Genomic DNA, 16078 nt, shown 5'->3' on the forward strand with positions numbered 1-16078 from the left:
ACGGTCATGGACTGTACGGTCCGGTACGTTCGCCCCGAGGAGGGAGCAGTCATGAAAATTCTTTTGTATAACCCCGACAATGGTGTCACCCGCAACTTCATGCCGCACCTGTGGATGTTTCTACTCCAGTCGCTGACTCCGCCTGGGCATGAGGTGGTGCTGATCGACGGCAATGCCAAGCCGATGGACGAAGTTCAGATCGCGCAATATGTCCGCGACGAGAAAATCGATCTGGTCGGCATTGGCGCGATGACTCGCATGATCGCCAAGGCCTACAGGATCGCCGACGCGATTCGCGCTACGGGAGTGAAAGTGGTGATGGGCGGGCCGCATGTTACCGAGTTGGCCGATGAAGCGTTGGGACGTGACGGCGGTCCGCGTCATGCCGATGCTGTGGCTCTGGGCGAAGCCGACGATACCTGGCCGCAGATCGTGAATGACGCCGCGCGCGGCGAACTCAAGGAAATCTATACGCCGGTCGACGAGACAGGCAAAGAGCGCAAGCCTTCGCTCAAGCAATATCCGGTGATTCCGTGGCAGTCGATTGACCTGGCTCAATTCAATCTGGTGCCGAGCGTATTCACGTCGACTCTGCAAAAGGTCGGAGAAGGTTGGGGAACGTTTCGCATTATCCCGGTCGAGTCGGGAAGAGGGTGTCCCTATGGCTGCGAGTTCTGCACGGTGACGGGATTTTTCGGCGACTCGATTCGCTTTCGTACTAATGAGAGCGTGGTCAATGAGTTGCTGCTGTTGAAGGCGCGCGCGCGGAAGGAAAAAGGGCAGATCGCGGTATTTTTCATCGACGATAATTTCGCCATCAATGTGAAGCGGACGAAGTCGCTGTTGAAGGACATTATTGCGGCCGGGGCGCAGGTGCATTGGGTAGCGCAAATCAGCGCCAATCTTTTGCGCGATGAAGAACTGGTCGACCTGATCGCGGCTTCCGGCGGGAAGTGGGTGTTTATCGGCATGGAGTCGATTGATCCGACGAATCTGAAAGACGTGAACAAGGGATTCAACAAGCCCGGCGAGTATGCCGAGGTGCTGGAGCGTCTGGCGAAGCGTAACGTGTATGCGATTACGTCGTTTATTTTCGGCATGGATAACGACACGGTTGGCGTGGGGGAGCGGACGCTGTCGCAAGTGCGCACTTGGCCGCCGGGGTTGCCGATTTTCGGGTTGCTGACCCCGTTGCCGGCGACGCCGCTGTACAAACGGCTCGAAACGGCGGGTCGGCTGACGCGGGCGAAACATTGGCAGGAGTTTATCCCGTTTGCTATGGCGCATACGCCGCTGAAGATGAGTATCGACGAGGCCCACGCCGAAGTGAAATATGGATGGGCGCACGCCTATAGCGCGGAAGCTGTGGCTCATGCCGTCGATTCGCTCGACGATCAACCGCTGGGATATCGCATCAACATCTTGATTGCGCGGCTCTGCTTCCGTGGGATTTATTTCCCCATGATGGGCAAGTTTGCGTGGGTCAGAGTTGTGGCGGAGAATCGGCGCACGATTTTCAAGCTGGTGAAGGAAGCGGTGTTTGGGCGCAAGGCGCGGCCGCGGAGGCCTGAGGGTGCGTATGTTGAGGCGGCTACGGAGACGCAGGTCAGCGCTGGTGATTGAGGTTGATGGTCTCCGCTAACAGGTTTTTGACCGCTTCGCTGCCCGAGCGGATACAATCTGGCACGCCGATGCCGCGGAACGCGTTTCCCGCTAGCGCGATGCCGGGCAACTGCTGGCGGAGGTTTTCGATGCGGTCGAGGCGATCGAGATGGCCTACGCCGTATTGCGCCATGGCGGACTTCCATTTGTAAACGCGAGCGAAGAGCGGCTCGGCGCGCAGGCCGAGAATTTGTTGCAGTTCGTTGCGAACAATGCCGACGATCCGATCGTCGGGGAGCGCCCAAACGTTCTCGGCATTTTTCCCCGCGAAAAAACAACGCAGCAGAGCGCGGTCGTCGGGAGCGCGATGGGGAAATTTTTTGTGGACGAAAGTTGCGGCCAGCAGGCGTTTGCCTTCGCTGCGCGGCACGAGGAATCCAAAGCCGGGCGGCAGCGTCTGGCGGACCTGGTGATCGTAGCCGAGGGCCACCGTGATCGATGAAGTGTATTGGATGGCGTCGAGTTCGGCGGAGAGCTCGGGACTGGCAATGCGCAGCACCTGGGCCGCTGCGGGCGCGGGAAGCGCGATGATGATGGCGTCGAATTGGTCTGATTTCATTCCCGCGGAAACGACCCAACTGTCGGCCTCGCGTTGAATGGTTTCTACCGGAGCGCTGGTGAATAGGGAGTCCGGCGTCAGGCGCGACACTACCGTCTCCGGCAGTTGCTGCATGCCGTTCTTGAGTGACGTGAAGAGCGGCGGAGTTGGCTTGCCCGGTCGGTTCGACATTTTCTTTCGTGCGGCGAGAATGGCGCGGCCGAGACTTCCGTGGGTGCGCTCCATCTCAACGAATCGCGGGAGAACGGCGCGCACGCTGAGGTTGGCGGCTTCTCCGCCGTAGATGCCGGAGAGCAGCGGGTCGGCGAGGCGGTCGATCATTTCAGAACCATAGTGGCGCTCGACAAAGGCGGCGACGGATTCATCATGATCTTCCTTGCGCATTCCGCCGCGCGGCGGGTGGAACAGCTCTTGCGCCATGCGCAGCTTGGTCTTCCACGAAAAAAGAGGAGAGAGACCGGTCGGCAGAATTTTCGTGGGGACCATAAACATCAGCCCATCGGGCATTACGACGAGGCGACCATTGGTCAGAATGTATGTCTTACGGTCGGCATCGTTGGAGGCGATGAGTTGCTCGCCCAAGCCTAACGCGCGGCAGAGATCGCTGGCCCAAGGCTTTTCGGTGAGGAAGGAATCGGGACCGGCCTCGACGATGCATCTGTCAACGTAGTCGCTGCGCAGCACGCCGCCGAGACGCGGGGAAGATTCGTAGAGAATGTATTCGACATCGGCACCGGCGCGGCGTCGCTCTTCAAGGGCGTATGCGGCGGCGAGGCCGGAGATGCCTCCGCCGATGATGGCGATGCGGGTCACGGCTTCCGGCTTCCGGCTTTCGGCTCTCGGCTTCGGGAAATCGGATTGTGGGGGCTGGACGCCGCATAATCCTGCACGAAGCGCGCGAGATTTCTCACATTCTCTACCGGCGTTTCGGGCAGGATGCCGTGGCCGAGGTTGAAGATGTGCCCAGGGCGTCCGGCGGCGCGGCGGAGAATGTTTTCCGCCCGCGATTTCAATTCCTTCCAGCCGGCGAAGAGCAGCACGGGATCGAGGTTGCCCTGCACGGCGCATTGATGATCAAGGCGCGCCCAGCCTTCGTCGAGCGGAATGCGCCAGTCGAGTCCGATGACGTCGGCTCCGGTTTCTTTCATGGCTGGCAGCAGGGTAGCGCTGTCGGTGCCGAAATAAATAATCGGCGCGCCGGTTGTCTGCAACTGCTTCACCATGCCGGTGACGTGGGGAAGAACGTAGCGGCGATAGTCTTCCACGCTCAGGCATCCAACCCAGCTATCGAAAATCTGGATGACGTCGGCGCCAGCACGCACTTGCTCGGAGGCGTAAGTTGTCGTCACCGCGACCAGTTTTGCCATCAAGACATCCCAGTCGGCGGGGGAGTTGTACATCATTTTCTTGGCGTGAATATAGTTGCGCGAGCTGCCGCCTTCGATCATGTAGCTGGCGAGAGTGAAGGGAGCGCCGCAGAATCCGATCACGGGCAGGCGGTCGCCGAAATGTTTCGCGACCAGGCCTACAGCTTCGGAAACATAACCCAACTCGGCAGCACGATCGGTGCGCAGATTCGCGATGTGTTCCATTGTGCGAACCGGCTTCTCGATGATCGGACCCTCGCCGGCGGAAAAATGAAAAGGCAGGCCCATGACTTCGAGGGGAAGCAGGAGGTCGGCGAAAATAATGGCGGCGTCGACTCTGAGGAATTCCGCGGCGGCGATGGTGACTTCGGCGGCGAGCGCGGGCTTCTTGCAGATTTCGAGCAGCGAATGTTGCTTGCGAACCGCACGATACTCGGGCATGTAGCGCCCCGCCTGGCGCATGAACCACACCGGTGTGCGGTCAACAGGTTGGGACTTGCAGGCGCGCACGAAATTGGAATTGGGAGCCGACATGAACGTTTGAATTTAGCATCTTTTGGCCGGGAACGCTGTGATCGAGAACTTCAACGGCTTAACCACAGAGAACACGGGAGGACACAGAGGCAAAACTGGGCTTGTAAAATCTCGATATGGGCTACAGAGCGTTTGTGTTGGCTAGTCAGGCGGGACTGGCGATCATTCTTTTCGGGGCTGCATTTCAGAATCCGGGAACATCTGCGCCGCCTACATTTTATAAAGACGTGTTGCCAATTTTGCAGAATCATTGCCAGAGTTGTCATCGTCCGGGCGAAGTCGCGCCCATGCCGCTGGTGACTTATGAGCAGACGCGGCCGTGGGCTGCGGCGATGGCGCATGCGGTCGAGATGAAGATGATGCCGCCCTGGTTTGCCGATCCGCGGTACGGGCACTTTGCCAATGATGCATCGTTGACTGAACGGCAGATTGCGACGATGGTCGCGTGGTCCGCGGCGGGAGCGCCGGCGGGCGATCCGCACGATGCGCCTGGGGCGCGAAATTGGGTTGAGGGATGGAATATCCCGCGGCCCGATGTCGTGGTGAAGATGCCGAAGGCGGTTGAAATTCCGTCGCGCGGTGAGATCGAATATACGTACGAAATTGTGCCGACGCATTTTGCCCAGGACCGTTGGGTGCAGATGTCGGAATTCCGGCCGGGGAGTCCGGCGCATGTGCATCACGCGGTGGTTTATATTCGTCCGCCGAACTCGGAATGGTTGCGGCATGCGCCGATAGGCGAGCCTTTCACGGCGTCGACGCTGGGCGATCCGCTGGAGCGGCGCGAGGCGCATGAGACCACCAGCGACCTGTTGCTGGTATATGCGCCGGGAAGTTCGCCAGACGAGTGGCCGGACGGGATGGCGAAGTTCGTGCCTGCGGGAGCGGACTTAGTATTCCAGATGCACTACACAACCAATGGATCGGCAGATAAGGACCAGACCAGCATCGGGCTGGTGTTTGCGAAGGTACCCCCAAAGCAGAAGGTAATCACGCTGCAATTAAATAATCATGCGCTGATCATTCCGCCCGGAGCGGACGACTTTCGCGTGGACGTGCAAGGCACGCTGCCGAACGATGCGACTTTGCTAAGCCTGTTTCCGCATATGCATCTGCGCGGGAAGCGCTTCGAATACGATATTGTGCACGATGACGGCAGCGTGGAGGTTTTGCTGCGAGTGAATTATCACTTTCACTGGCAGTTGAGTTACAAACTGGCCGAGCCGCGGTTTTTGAAAGCGGGTACGAAGCTGCGGGCGATTGCGTGGTACGACAATTCGAAAAATAATCCGCACAATCCCGATCCGGAGAAAACGGTGACGTGGGGCGATCAGACTTCCGATGAGATGATGGTGGGATTTTTCGACGTGGCGATACCGGCAGGGATGGATAAATGGAAATTCTTCGAGCGGCATCAGGAAGCGAAATCGCAATAGAATCGCGGTACTCTAGGGCTGTAATTCCAATTGAGGGGAATTGATGAACGCAAAACAAATCGTTCTGGCGTGTAGTGTGCTTCTTGTGGCAACTGGATTCGCAACATTGGGGACTCGGGCTCAATCGGCGCACGACGCCACTCAGGGCCAGGCTCCCACTCAAGCTGCGGCGCCGAAGAAGGCTGAGGAGCAGTTCAAGAATATTCAGGTGCTGAAGGGAATTCCTGCGGATCAACTCATTCCTACGATGGAGTTCATCCGGGCGTCACTGGGCGTCGGCTGCGAGTATTGCCACGAGCATGACGCGTTCGATAAGGACGACAAGAAGCCCAAGCAGATTGCGCGCAAAATGATGGAGATGATGATTGCCATCAATGCGGATAATTTCGACGGGCATCGCATGGTTACTTGCAATTCCTGTCACAACGGTAATGCGAAACCGCAGTCGATTCCGGCAGTGATGGGCGAGGAGCCGAAAGAATCGGCGGGCGGAGGCATGATGAATGCGCCCCCAATGGGCGGGCCCGGCGGGTCAGCCCCCGCCGATGCGAAAGGAAATACCGCTGTGTCAGCCGACCAACTGCTCGATAAATATGTGCAGGCTGCGGGCGGAGCGGCGGCGATCGACAAGGTTACCAGCCGCATCATGAAGGGTACGATCGACTTTGGCGGAAAGTCGTTCCCCATAGATATTTATGGGAAGGATCCGGACGAGCGGATATCGTTCACTCACATGCCTGAAGGCGACAGTATCACTGCCTTTAACGGGCGCGAGGGATGGCTGGCGTCGCCGGGGCGTCCAGGGATCCGCGAAATGCACGGAAGCGAACTAGACGCGGCGTCGATGGACGCCGACGTGCAGTTGGCGACGCACCTGAAGGGGATGTTCAGCGAATTGCAGGCGCAAGGGACGGAGAAAGTTGGCGACCGCAAAGCCTACGTGGTGGTCGGCATGCGCACCGGGAATACTCCGATCCGGTTGTATTTCGACGAACAATCGGGATTGCTGGTGCGGCTGGTGCGGTTCGCGGACACCGCGCTGGGCTGGCTACCGACGCAGATCGATTACGCCGATTACCGCGACGCGAATGGCGTGAAGATTCCCTATCGCTGGACGCTGGCGCGGCCGAGTGGACGATTCACGATCCAAGTGAGCGACGTGAAGCAGAATGTTCCCGTGGAGGACGCAAAATTCGTCAAGCCTGCCGCGGAGCAGCCCAAAGCGCCCAGCAAGTAACAGTTGTACCGAAAGAATGAGGCGGAGATCGAATCAGGGAGTCGACGGGCGACTGATGCCGGCAGAATGGTGAGCCCCCGTCGTTACAACCGCGTCAGCTTCGATTTTAACGTCGACCTCAGCGCCCTCTTTGAGCTTCACTTTCCGGCCATGATCATCGGTGAGAGTGTTGGGCACGCGAATTTCGCGGTAGAGATGGTCGGCGCCGTCTACCGCGATCTGAGCCTTTTCAGGTTCGCCCGATTCGGGATGGGAATTAATAATCTTTTCGACCTTGCCTGGGAGTGTAGTGGTTGCTTTGGCTTTTTCGTTCGACACGACTAGCCCTCGCTTTCTGAAACTCGACAGGTTAGATCATCTGCATAAAACCCTCTACCGGCCATCGGGGAAACACCGTATGCCTTGTCCTGACTTCTTTCACCGGGGTGATCCGCGGGATGCCGCAGCTTCTCTTCACGATCTGAACCGACTTCAATAACAAAACCTGATAGAGACGATAAATAGTTTCGATTTCCGCCAAGCTGCCGGGGACGGTAGAGTGAGGCCGGTCTGACGCGGCGAAAAACCGATGGGAAAAGACCGAACAGTTTTGACGAGGACAAAGTTCAAGGACTGGATCACTCTCAAGTGGAAACAGAGATACTATTTAGGAGGTCTTTGCGCAGGGGGCAGATCAGGATTCGCTGAAGCTTCCTGGCGGGCGATCGTGTGAAGAATGCAAAACAGGACTTGACGACATTATGACGAAGATTGAGGCGGTCATTCAAAACTCCAAGCTGGAAGCGGTGAAAACTGCACTGCACGAAATCGGGGTCGAAGGCATGACGGTGCTTGAGGTACGCGGCCACGGCCGGCAGAAGGGGCACACCGAGGTCTATCGCGGCCGCGAGTATAGCGTGGATCTTATTCCGAAGACGAAGATCGAGATGGTGCTGCCGGACAATATGGTCGAGAAAGCGGAGCAGGCGATTCTGAACGCGGCACGCACTGGGAAAATCGGCGACGGAAAAATCTTTCGTTCCCGGGTGGATGAGGCGATCCGCATTCGCAATGACGAGCGCGGAGAGGGAGCGCTGTAAAGCAGGACGATTCCCGCTGGTGAATGAACTTTCATGAATGCAGCGTCCTCATTGATCAGTGAGCTGCGGAGTTCTCTGAGCGACGAATCGGCACGCATTCAACAAGAGTTCGAGACAAGCGGGAACGGCCGCGCGGCCGTGGCGCAACGCACGCGGCTGGTAGAAGAAATTCTGGGCCGGCTGTGGCGCGACATTGTTGCTTCGGAACAAACCAAGCCCGCCAACTTCGCGCTGGTCGCCACCGGTGGGTTCGGGCGGGGATGGATGTTCCCCTATTCCGATATCGACCTGTTATTTCTTTTTGGGGATCGCAACGCGGAGCAGGTGTTCAAAGAACCCGTCCGCCGCTTTTCGCAGGAGTTGTGGGATCTGCGGCTGAAGCTCAGTCCGGCGTCGCGAACACTGGGCGAGTGCGATCGCTACGATCCGAACAATACCGAGTTCACGATTTCTCTTCTCGACAGCCGCTTTCTTGCCGGCGACCACGATCTGTTCCGGCGGCTGCACGATAAGGTGATCCCCAAGCTGCTGATGCGCGAGTCGAAGGGCCTGCTTCAGGGCCTGGCGGAAGTTACGCGCGAACGGCACGCGAAGTATGGGATGACGCTGTATCATCTCGAGCCCAATTTGAAAGAGTCGCCGGGCGGCTTGCGGGACTGCAACGTCGCGTCGTGGCTGGCGCTGATTTCAGCGATGGACAAGCTGCACGACTGGCCCGATGCGAGTTCGTTGCGGGCTCCGGTGCGCCGGCAGCTCGACGCAGCGCTGGAGTTTCTGATGTCGGCGCGCTGCTTTCTTCACTTTCGGCATGGGCGCGACGACAATACGCTGAGCTGGGAGGCACAAGACGAAGCGGCGGCGCGCAAAGTCGGAACTCAGATGAGCGAATCGCCGGCGGAGGATCGAGTCGAGATCTCAGCCGCCGACTGGATGCGGATTTATTTTGGGCACGCCCGCGCGGTGCAGCGCACCGTGACGCAATTGCTCGAGGAGATTCCGGAAGCATGGTCCGCGCTGTACCGGCAGGTGCAAAGCTGGCGTTCGCGGCTGACCACACCCGATTTTTCGGTGGTCGATGGTCTTATTTTCTTGCAGCAGCCCTCGGCCTTGCAGGATCCGGAAGTGTTGTTGCGCCTGTTCCATTTCATGGCGCACCACGGACTGAGGTTGAGCGCCACCACGGAGTACCGCATTGAGCAGGCGCTTCCGGCACTGGCGTCGATGCCGCCCCGCGGCGCGGAACTCTGGCTCTATTTGCAGGAGACGCTGCTGCAACCCCATGCCGCTGACGCGCTGCGCGCCATGCACTCACTGCGTTTGCTGACTTTGCTGTTGCCTGAGCTGAAAGTCATCGACTCGCTGGTGGTGCGGGATTTCTATCACCGCTTCACGGTGGACGAACATTCTTTTCTGGCGATCGAGAGCCTGCACCGGCTGAAGCAGTCGCAGTCGGAGTGGGACAAGCGCTATGCCGAGTTGCTCGGCGAGTTGGAAAACCCGGAATTGTTGTACCTGGCGTTGCTGCTGCACGACACGGGCAAAGGCGTGCCCGGCGGCAATCATGTGGTCGCAAGCCTGGAGATTGCCGGCCGCGCCATGGATCGGCTGGACGTGGACCCGAGGGAAAGAGCGGAGGTGCTGTTCTTGATCGGCAGTCATCTGGAACTTTCGGCGGCGTTGCGGCGCGACATTTTCAATCCGGACACGGTCGCGGCGTTTGCAGAAAAGATGGGAACTCCGGAGCGGCTGAAGATGCTCGCGCTGCTGACTTATGCCGACATTAAGGCGGTGAATCCTGAGGCGCTTACACCGTGGAAGGCAGAGAACGTCTGGCAACTCTACATGGGAGCCGATAATTATCTGAATCGGAGCGCCGATCGCCGCCTGCATACCAGCGTGCATGCGGACGTGAATGATGAAAAGCTGGCCCGACTGCGGTCTTTGGCGCCGGTAACCCGCAGCAAGTTCAAAGGTTTTCTGGAAGGATTCCCGCAACGCTATTTGTTAGTGCATTCCGCCGAGGAAGTGATGCGTCACATGGCGATGGCGGAGGAACTGGGCAACAATCCGGTACAGGTGGACTTGAAGCGCGGGCGGCATTGGTACGAGTTGGCGCTGGTCACGCGCGATCGTCCATTTCTGTTCGCAAGATTGTCAGGCGTGCTGGCGGCGTGGGGGATGAATATTGTGAAGGCGAACGCGTTTTCGAACCAGGCCGGCACGGTCGTCGACACACTTTACTTCACCGATCGATTCCGCACTCTCGAGCTGAATCTTTCCGAGTGGGAGCGCTTCAAGCGCAGCGTGGCGGATGTGCTGCTGGGCCATGCCGATCTCGACAAAATGCTGCGTGACCGGCAGCGGGCGGAGAAGGGCGCCATTGCGAAAGTCAAAGTTGAAACGAAAATTGAGTTCGACGACTCGTGTTCATCGACGAGCACGCTGGTGCAAGTCATCGCGCAGGATCGTCCCCGGCTGCTGCATCGGATTGCTTCGTGCCTTTCGCATCAGGAATGCAACATTGAAATCGCATTGATCGATACCGAGGGACAGATGGCGATTGATACGTTTTATCTGACGTCGGGTGGAAAGAAACTCAAACCGGAACATTTCCGGCGGGTGGAGAAGGCGTTGGTGGAGGAGTTGCGCGGGGAATAGGATGAAGATCCTAACGCTTGAAAATGAGGGAATCGATGAACTGGAAAAGTAGATTTGCTTTAGGAGTGCTCACCGCCCTAGCCATGATGCTGGCGACGTATGCGCTTCCACGAGGCGGCGCGATGCGCGATGCTTCGCTGGTGCAGTTTCCCATGACGGCCGGAATATGGGCGATTTTCGTGCTGCTCTTCGTGAAGCTGAAATAACCCTTCTTACTTCGCCGAGAACCTGAACACCGTCTCGGATCTGAACGTCTCGCCAGGCCTCAGGATCGTGCTGGGGAAGTCTGGATGGTTCGGTGAATCCGGAAAATGCTGCGTCTCCAGGCAGAAGCCGTAGCGGCGCTTATAGACGTGGCCTTTTTTCCCAGTGACGGTGCCGTCGAGAAAATTTCCGGTGTAGAACTGAACGCCGGGCTGCGTGGTCGAAACTTCCAGCACGCGACCGCTCGTGGGTTCGTACATGCGCGCGGCCAACACCAGGCCGTTGTCGCCATCCCTACGATTGATGACCCAGTTGTGATCGTACCCGTGGCCGAGGACTAGCTGATCGTAGTTGTCGTCGATGCGGGCGCCAACCTTCGTCGACGTGGTGAAATCCATCGGCGTGCCTTTCACCGGACGAAGTTCGCCGGTGGGGATCAGATTCTTGTCGACGGGCGTGAAGCGGTCAGCATTCAGTGTAAGTTCGTGATTCAGGATGTCACCTGTTCCCTCTCCGGCCAGATTGAAATAACTGTGCTGGCTGAGATTGATCGGCGTGGCCTTGTCGGTGGTGGCTTCGTAATCGATAACGAGTTCGTTCTCGTTGGTCAAGGTGTACGTAACTCGCACCTTCAGATTGCCGGGGAAGCCGTCGTCGCCATCATGGCTGAGGTAGGTGTAAGTAATGCCCGCCTTGCCTTTCAGCGGCTCGCCGTCCCACACGACTTTGTTGAAAGTCTTGTCGGTGCCGCCATGCAGAGTGTTGGGGCCGTCGTTCTTGGGCAACGTGTAGGTCTTGCCGTCGAGGGTGAAAGTGCCGTTGGCGATGCGGTTGGCGTAACGTCCGACGACCGCGCCGATATACGGAGGATTCGGAATGTAGCCCTTGAGATCTTCGTGGCCGAGAACGATGTCGGCGAATTGACCTTTGCGGTCGGGAACGCGAATAGAAGTGATGATGCCGCCGTAATTCATGGTGTCGATCTCAACGCCGTTTGCATTGGTGAGCGTGTACAAGGTGACGGGCCTCCCATCCTGCGTGCCAAAGGGCTTTTGCTGAACCGGTTGCTCATGTCTCTTGCCAGCCTGTGCTAAGGCAAGGCCGCCGATACACAAGCCGATCAGAAACCTACCGCATACATTCACGAGTTGTCTTGGAATCATGCGGGAGAGTTTACTACGCGCGGCAAATTCGTGCCGGAATCGCGCGGATAAGACTTTTCATTTCCGATACGGCCACTGTGCTTTGGTGAACAGGGCGCCGTCGATCCAGATGGTCTGCCCGCTGATAAAGGCCGCTCCCTTACTGGCGAGAAAAACTACCGTTGGTGCAATGTCGGCGGCCGTACCGACGCGGCCTAATGGGGTCAGTTTCGACCACGTTCCGGCGTAGTCCGGATCTTCGGTTCGAGTGCGTTCCGATTCGATCGAGCCGGGAGCGATGCAGTTCACGCGAATTCCGTAGCGACCCAGCTCTACCGCCGCTTCTTTGGTGAACATTTCGATTCCGCCTTTGCTCGCGGTGTAGGCGACTAGCGAAGGAAACGCGAGCTTGTTGCAACCCGAGCCGAGATTGACAATGGCGCCTCCGCCATGATCTTTCATGTAACGCGCGGCTTGCTGCGTGCACAGGAAGCAGCCTTTCAGATTCGTGTCGATGACCAGATCCCATTCCTCTTCGGTCACATCGAGCAGAGGCTTCCAGGTCTGCACGCCGGCATTGTTGACCAGCAGGTCGAGGCGGCCGAAGGTGGCGATTACGCGTTCGAACATGGCGGTGACCTGACTGCTGGAACGGATATCGGCTTTGATGGGCAATACGTTATTTTCCGCAGGAGCCTGGTTATCTGCCGGAGCCTGGAGCGCGCGAATCTCCGCTACGGTCGCATCGACCAAAGGCGCTGGATCGTTGTAGTAATTCACCGCGACGCGATATCCGTTTCGCGCCAGCTCAAGAGCGATTTCTTTCCCGATCCCGCGACTGGCGCCTGTGACCAGAGCTACGTGGCTGTGTCGCATAGTTACCTCTAGCACATTCACCTCGACAGAGAGATTGATTGGAAGATTACAGCGAAGCGATCATAACGAAACGCGGGCGGGGATGTCCGCACCCATGTGATTCGCAGCACAAAATTGCGGTTGCGATCTGGCTGCAATCGATTCGGAGTGTTACTATCGCGGGCGATATGACTACGCGATGTCTTGCTCTCGCCTATATATCCTTCCTGTTCGCTTTGGTGGTGAATGTCGCGGGCCAGTCTCAGCCCGCAGCACCTGAGTCGCACCCGATCGTGCTGCGCGCAGCGCGGCTGCTGGATGTTAAGGCTGGCCGCATTGTGAAACCCGGCGAAATTCTTGTCCAGGGCGATCGCATCGCAGAAGTAGGCAGTTCGGTCAGGCGTCCGGCGGGAGCGGAGGTGATCGACGTGGGCGATTGCACGCTACTTCCAGGACTCATCGATGCGCACGTCCATCTTTTTCTTCATCCCGGCGCGGCGGAAGACCTGCAGACGGTGCAGGAATCGGTGCCGCAACGCACCATCACGGCGACGCTCCAGGCCCGCGACGACCTGATGGCGGGATTCACTGCCGAGCGCGACATGGGAACCGAAGGCGCCGGCTCCGCCGATACGGCGGTGCGCAACGCGATCAATGAAGGCGCTATTCCCGGCCCTCGCCTGCGCATCAGCGGCAATGCGATCAACATCGTCGGCGGACATGAGGACGCGATTGGCTACAACCCTGCGCAGCATGTTCTTCCGAATGCCGACTACGCCAACAACGCCGACGAACTAGTGGCTGTGATGCGGCAGCAATACAAGGAAGGCGCGGATTTCACCAAGATTTACGAGACCGGGCAGGATTCGATTCGAGACGGAATGCTGGCGACTCCGTATCAATACAACGAAGCTCAACTGGAAGCCGCCGTCAAGGAGGCGGCGCGGGTTGGCAAACATGTCGCCGTGCATGCCACGGGAGAACCAGGAACGCTTTTCGCCGCGCAGGCGGGCGTGGTTTCTATCGATCATGCCAATCAACTCAGCGACGAGACGATGCGCCTGATGCGGGAGAAGCAGATTTTCGCGGTGCCGACACTTACGGTCTTCGAATATTTCGGTGAACACGCGGCCACTCCGGAGCAAGCCGCGCGCGAGCATCAGTTGCTAGATGCAAAAGTGCACGAGTTCAAAAAGCAGATCGCGGCGGGAGTGCCGATGGCGGTCGGCTCTGACGTGGGTCCATTTCCCCACGGCACGCAGGCGCGGGAGTTCGTGCTGATGGTGAAGTTTGGCATGTCGCCGCTAGCGGTGTTACAGGCCGATCTCTTGAACGGAGCAAAATTGCTGGGCTGGGATGGACAGATCGGTTCTTTAGAGCCGGGATATTTTGCGGACGTGGTCGCCGTCCCCGGCGATCCCTTGCAGGATATTGGCGCGCTGCGAAATGTCGCCTTCGTGATGAAAGGGGGCGTCATTTATAAGAAATAAAAGGCGAAAATAAGACGGCGCGACTGCAAAAGAATGCACAGCGGCCTGCCGATTCTCATTCGGATTACTAACGTCACCTGCACGAAACAGCTGATTGCAAGCCGCTTGCCGCCCTTCTAATGCTGGCTGCCTGGTCTGCCGATTGCCCCTCCGTCAGTGCTACGTCGCACGCGGCGGGCGCCTATGACTTTCCGCAGGGTCCTTCGCTTCATCACTTTATGTACCATCGCAATAGTCTTGAGCGCCGCTTTGTGTACCAGTTTGCGAGCCCAAGTTCAGCAGGCGCAGGCTCTGGTCGCGGACGCTCCTCTTCCGGACGCGCCGATTCCGTTTGTCGAGGCGGCGCCGCCGGTTGCGATCGTTCGGCCGCACGGGAGCTCCGAACACAAGTTCTGGGATCGGCAGAATTGCGTGTTGTTAGTCGCCGCTGCCGCATCGAATGGCGCTGACTTTGTCGTGACTCGCGCTAATCTGCAAAGCGGGGGGCAAGAACTGAATCCAGTGGTCCGCATGTTCGGGCGCTCCACGCCGGGATTGGCGGCGAATTTCATCGGAGAAACCGCGGGAGTGGTCAGCCTTTCCTACTTCTTTCACAGGACCGGCCATCACAGGCTGGAACGTGCCGTCCTGATGTTCAACCTCGCAGGCTCCATGGGCGCAGTGGCCTTTGGCTTGATGCATCGCTAAGGTATCGTCCCGCTCGGATAACCGTGTCCGCTGGCGACGAAACCGCACATCCAACTCTTCCTAGCAGTCCAACGCGCATGTACTCTGGATGTTGGTACTATTACTGGATTCATGGGCGCCGGGCTATCGCGGCCCAGGTCGCGGGAAGGAAAGGTTCGCGATGAAGATCGCCAAAGACGTCACCGAATTGATCGGCCACACGCCGCTGGTGCGGCTGAACAAAGTCACCGAAGGCTGCGTCGCCGAAGTGGTTGCGAAACTGGAGAGCCAGAATCCTCTGGCCAGCGTGAAGGATCGCATCGGCGTCAGCATGATTGCCGAGGCGGAGCGGCAGGGAAAAATTCATCCCGGCAAAACCGTGCTCATCGAGCCGACCAGCGGGAACACTGGAATCGGCCTGGCTTTTGTCGCCGCAGTAAAGGGGTACAAGCTGATTCTCACCATGCCCGAAACCATGAGCCTGGAGCGGCGTGTGCTGCTGCTGGCCTTTGGCGCGGAGATCGTGCTCACCCCAGGGCCACGCGGGATGCCGGGCGCCATCCTCAAGGCCAAAGAAATTCTGGCCGGCAATCCCAACGGCTATATGCTCCAACAGTTCGACAATCCTGCGAATCCGAAAATTCATTTCGAGACCACGGGCCCGGAGATTTGGAACGATACCGATGGCCGCGCCGATATTCTGATTTCGGGCGTTGGCACCGGCGGCACGCTGACCGGAGTCTGCGAGTACATCAAGCCGAAGAAGCCCTCCTTCAAAGCCGTGGCGGTCGAGCCCGCGGACAGCGCGGTGCTCTCTGGCGGCAAGCCCGCACCGCACAAGATTCAAGGCATCGGGGGCGGATTTATTCCTAGCATTCTGCGTCGCGACTACATCGACGAAGTCATCACGGTCACCAACGACGAGGCCATCGCGATGGCGCGGCGGCTTCCGCTGGAAGAAGGACTGTTTGTCGGGATTTCTTCGGGAGCGGCCATGGTTGCGGCACTAAAGGTGGCGAAGCGGCAGGAAAATGCCGGCAAGCTGATCGTCGTGATCATGCCCTCGTTCGGCGAACGTTATTTGAGCAGCGTCCTGTTTCAGGAACTGCGAGACCAGGCCCTCAAGATTCCTACGGTAGAGCTGCCGCCGGCCTGATCGTTATTCGCGATATTAGTAATCATATTGCGC

14 protein-coding genes are annotated in these 16078 nt (G+C 58.4%); 9 read left to right on the forward strand and 5 right to left on the reverse strand.

Going from position 1 to position 16078, the window contains the following annotated elements; translation table 11 throughout:
• Positions 1-51: 51 nt before the first annotated feature.
• Complete coding sequence (locus tag VGM18_01930; GenBank protein HEY3971729.1) at positions 52-1623, forward strand: radical SAM protein; 1572 nt, start codon at positions 52-54, stop codon at positions 1621-1623.
• Here the strand turns inward: VGM18_01930 and hemG are convergent.
• Both hemG and hemE read right to left on the reverse strand, forming a co-directional pair.
• Positions 1607-3034, reverse strand: a complete 1428-nt coding sequence (hemG, locus tag VGM18_01935) for a protoporphyrinogen oxidase (protein ID HEY3971730.1) — start codon at positions 3032-3034, stop codon at positions 1607-1609. The genes VGM18_01930 and hemG overlap by 17 nt on opposite strands.
• Positions 3031-4122, reverse strand: coding sequence for a uroporphyrinogen decarboxylase (gene hemE, locus VGM18_01940; protein ID HEY3971731.1), 1092 nt, complete (start codon positions 4120-4122; stop codon positions 3031-3033). The genes hemG and hemE overlap by 4 nt, the downstream gene beginning before the upstream one ends.
• Positions 4123-4238: 116 nt before the next feature.
• Between hemE and VGM18_01945 the strand changes: the two genes are divergently transcribed.
• Positions 4239-5558, forward strand: coding sequence for a thiol-disulfide isomerase (locus VGM18_01945; GenBank protein HEY3971732.1), 1320 nt, complete (start codon positions 4239-4241; stop codon positions 5556-5558).
• Positions 5559-5601: 43 nt separating this feature from the next.
• Positions 5602-6795, forward strand: coding sequence for a c-type cytochrome (locus VGM18_01950; protein ID HEY3971733.1), 1194 nt, complete (start codon positions 5602-5604; stop codon positions 6793-6795).
• 33 nt (positions 6796-6828) lie between these two features.
• On the opposite strand, the gene VGM18_01955 is transcribed toward VGM18_01950, so the two are convergent.
• Positions 6829-7113 (reverse strand): hypothetical protein, encoded by a 285-nt coding sequence (locus VGM18_01955; GenBank protein ID HEY3971734.1) that lies wholly within the window; start codon positions 7111-7113, stop codon positions 6829-6831.
• A gap of 422 nt (positions 7114-7535) precedes the next feature.
• On the opposite strand from VGM18_01955, the gene VGM18_01960 reads away from it, so the two are divergent.
• The 3 genes from VGM18_01960 to VGM18_01970 are packed head-to-tail and all read left to right on the forward strand — an operon-like array spanning position 7536 to position 10738.
• On the forward strand, positions 7536-7874 hold the full coding sequence (locus VGM18_01960; protein ID HEY3971735.1) for a P-II family nitrogen regulator: 339 nt from the start codon (positions 7536-7538) through the stop codon (positions 7872-7874).
• A gap of 33 nt (positions 7875-7907) precedes the next feature.
• A complete protein-coding gene (gene glnD, locus VGM18_01965) occupies positions 7908-10532 on the forward strand; it encodes a [protein-PII] uridylyltransferase (GenBank protein ID HEY3971736.1) in 2625 nt (874 codons plus the stop codon).
• A gap of 35 nt (positions 10533-10567) precedes the next feature.
• Entirely contained in the window at positions 10568-10738 is a 171-nt protein-coding gene (locus VGM18_01970) for a hypothetical protein (GenBank protein ID HEY3971737.1), read from the forward strand.
• 6 nt (positions 10739-10744) lie between these two features.
• Here the strand turns inward: VGM18_01970 and VGM18_01975 are convergent, their stop codons facing one another.
• Complete coding sequence (locus tag VGM18_01975; GenBank protein HEY3971738.1) at positions 10745-11899, reverse strand: aldose epimerase family protein; 1155 nt, start codon at positions 11897-11899, stop codon at positions 10745-10747.
• 57 nt (positions 11900-11956) lie between these two features.
• On the reverse strand, positions 11957-12754 hold the full coding sequence (locus VGM18_01980) for an SDR family NAD(P)-dependent oxidoreductase (GenBank protein ID HEY3971739.1): 798 nt from the start codon (positions 12752-12754) through the stop codon (positions 11957-11959).
• A 167-nt stretch (positions 12755-12921) separates the two neighbouring features.
• On the opposite strand from VGM18_01980, the gene VGM18_01985 reads away from it, so the two are divergent.
• The 3 genes from VGM18_01985 to cysK all read left to right on the forward strand — a co-directional run bounded on the left by VGM18_01985 (position 12922) and on the right by cysK (position 16045).
• Complete coding sequence (locus VGM18_01985) at positions 12922-14223, forward strand: amidohydrolase family protein (protein ID HEY3971740.1); 1302 nt, start codon at positions 12922-12924, stop codon at positions 14221-14223.
• A gap of 261 nt (positions 14224-14484) precedes the next feature.
• Positions 14485-14910: a hypothetical protein gene (locus VGM18_01990; GenBank protein ID HEY3971741.1), complete on the forward strand. Its 426-nt coding sequence runs from the start codon at positions 14485-14487 to the stop codon at positions 14908-14910.
• Between the two features lie 160 nt (positions 14911-15070).
• Positions 15071-16045, forward strand: coding sequence for a cysteine synthase A (gene cysK, locus VGM18_01995; GenBank protein ID HEY3971742.1), 975 nt, complete (start codon positions 15071-15073; stop codon positions 16043-16045).
• The last annotated feature ends 33 nt before the right edge of the window (positions 16046-16078 follow it).

This window comes from Candidatus Sulfotelmatobacter sp., assembly GCA_036500765.1.
Taxonomy (GTDB): Bacteria; Acidobacteriota; Terriglobia; order Terriglobales; family Acidobacteriaceae; genus Sulfotelmatobacter.

Bases quoted from the DNA above. Each gene is read 5' to 3' on its own strand.
- VGM18_01930 (HEY3971729.1), top strand. From the start codon at position 52: ATGAAAATTCTTTTGTATAACCCCGACAATGGTGTCACCCGCAACTTC.
- hemE (HEY3971731.1), bottom strand. From the start codon at position 4,122: ATGTCGGCTCCCAATTCCAATTTCGTGCGCGCCTGCAAGTCCCAACCT.
- VGM18_01945 (HEY3971732.1), top strand. From the start codon at position 4,239: ATGGGCTACAGAGCGTTTGTGTTGGCTAGTCAGGCGGGACTGGCGATC.
- VGM18_01950 (HEY3971733.1), top strand. From the start codon at position 5,602: ATGAACGCAAAACAAATCGTTCTGGCGTGTAGTGTGCTTCTTGTGGCA.
- VGM18_01960 (HEY3971735.1), top strand. From the start codon at position 7,536: ATGACGAAGATTGAGGCGGTCATTCAAAACTCCAAGCTGGAAGCGGTG.
- glnD (HEY3971736.1), top strand. From the start codon at position 7,908: ATGAATGCAGCGTCCTCATTGATCAGTGAGCTGCGGAGTTCTCTGAGC.
- VGM18_01970 (HEY3971737.1), top strand. From the start codon at position 10,568: ATGAACTGGAAAAGTAGATTTGCTTTAGGAGTGCTCACCGCCCTAGCC.
- VGM18_01975 (HEY3971738.1), bottom strand. From the start codon at position 11,899: ATGATTCCAAGACAACTCGTGAATGTATGCGGTAGGTTTCTGATCGGC.
- VGM18_01980 (HEY3971739.1), bottom strand. From the start codon at position 12,754: ATGCGACACAGCCACGTAGCTCTGGTCACAGGCGCCAGTCGCGGGATC.
- VGM18_01985 (HEY3971740.1), top strand. From the start codon at position 12,922: ATGACTACGCGATGTCTTGCTCTCGCCTATATATCCTTCCTGTTCGCT.
- cysK (HEY3971742.1), top strand. From the start codon at position 15,071: ATGAAGATCGCCAAAGACGTCACCGAATTGATCGGCCACACGCCGCTG.